The sequence below is a fragment of the Streptomyces swartbergensis genome (genome assembly GCF_002148965.1).
Classification (GTDB): Bacteria; Actinomycetota; Actinomycetes; order Streptomycetales; family Streptomycetaceae; genus Streptomyces; species Streptomyces swartbergensis.
The window spans coordinates 1-1,732 of record NZ_NGFN01000661.1 but is presented as its reverse complement, the minus strand read 5'-3'; the positions used below and the strand labels follow the sequence as shown (position 1 = coordinate 1,732).

Here is a 1,732-nt window from a genome sequence, read left to right as displayed (position 1 = left end):
CCCTCCGGCCACCGGCCTCGGGCCCGCCCCCGGGTCGGGCTCGGTCCCCGGCTCCGGGCCGCGCCCTGGCCCGCCCCCGTTGGGCGATGGTCCATCCGTCGCCGTCATGGCCGTGCGTCCTCCGTCTCTGTGTCCTTGCCCCGGTCAGGGAGCAGCCCCTGGCGTCGTGCCGTCGCCGCGAGCGTACGGTGCCCGGACTGTTCGGCGAGCACGACCCGCTCCTGGGGCAGGTCGCGCTGCCACCATTCACCGGCCGCGGCGTCGGCGGTGGCGCGCAGCTCGGCCAGGGCGGCGGCGAGTCCACGGCGGGCGGCCTCCAGGGCGGCGGCGTYGGTGTCCGGCTCGGCCAGGAGGCGGGCGGTGCGCTCGCGGGCCCGGTCGGCGGCGGTCAGGGCGCGTTCGACGCGGTCGCCCGCCCGCCGGTTGGTGACGGCCACCGCGGCGACGAAGCCGACCACGGCACCGACGACCGTGTCCACGACCCGCTCCGTCATCAGCTCGCCCGGCTTCTGGTACCCGGCGAACTCGGTGATGAGCAGCGCCATGGGGGTCACGCAGACGCTGCCGAGCCAGTAGTTGCGGCTGATCAGCAGCTCGGCGCCGAAGCTGAACGCGAGGCAGCACAGCACGAGGGCCGCCTGGCCCAGGTGCGCGAGCGGTACGACGGCCGCGAAGACGAGCACTCCGATGAGGTTGCCCACGACGCGCTGGACGGCCCGGCTCCAGGTCAGGGCTGTGTTCGCCTGGTAGAGCGAGGCGGCGGTGACCAAGGCCCAGTAGGGGCGGCCGATGCCGAGGGCCAGGGAGGCGTAGCCGGCGAGCGCACAGCCGAGTGCGGTGCGGACCGCGAGGGGGGTCAGCGGGCCCAGCCGCGCCCAGAGGCCGCGGGCCGCGTCCACACCGAGCAGTTCGTCGGCGGCCGCCCGCGGCAGCCCGGCCTGCGGGACGGGCCCGGTGCCGCGCAGCGCGCCCGCCCACGCCCGCAGGCGGCCGGCGTCCGCCTCCGTCGGCGCGGCGAGGGCCACCTCGGCACGGACGACGAGCCGTTCGAGCGCGCGACGGGTACGGGAACGGGCACCGGTGGACAGCAGCGCCTGCCAGGCGGCCTGCACGGCGGCGTAGCCCGCGGCGCGGGCCCGGGTATGGCCCTCACCGGTGCCGCCCGTCCGGGCGTACGCGGCGGCGGCCTTCAGCGCGGCGGCGGTGGCGCGTCGCTCCGGGCCGTGCGGGCGGACGAGCGCGGGCGCCATGCAGACCAGCCAGGCCCAGACACCCGTCCCGGCGGCCAGGGCCAGATGGCCGGGGACCTGGGCGAGGGTCTGCGGCGCGAACAGGGAGGCGGAGCTGACGAAGGTGAGGACGACGTTGCCGGGCGGTCCGACCCGGGTCGCGTCGCACAGCACCTTCTGCGCGGCGGCCAGCAGAGCGCCGACGGTGACCAGCACGACTGCACTGCCGGTGAGCGAGGCCGCGACCAGGGCGACGGCGAGCCCGCCGAGCATGCCGAGCACGACCCACACCAGGACCCTCGCCCGGGCGGCGTACGGCCGGTTGTGGGCGTAGAGCGCGCACAGGGATCCGGCCATCGTGTACATCGCCAGGTCGAGCCGGCCGAGCGCCAGCAGGGTGAGGCCGGGCGGGGCGATCGCCGCGACCACGCTCAGCGCGGGCTTGAACCAGATGTCCGAGGGACGGCCGACCCGCAGCACGCCCGCCAGCGGGAGACGCCGGG

Annotated in this window: 1 protein-coding gene; it reads right to left on the bottom strand. The window is 77.1% G+C overall.

Translation table 11 applies throughout. The features are described from left to right. Positions 1-104: 104 nt before the first annotated feature. The coding region (locus CA983_RS43340) for an FUSC family protein (RefSeq protein ID WP_425276520.1) at positions 105-1,732 on the bottom strand (1,628 nt) is incomplete at its 5' end.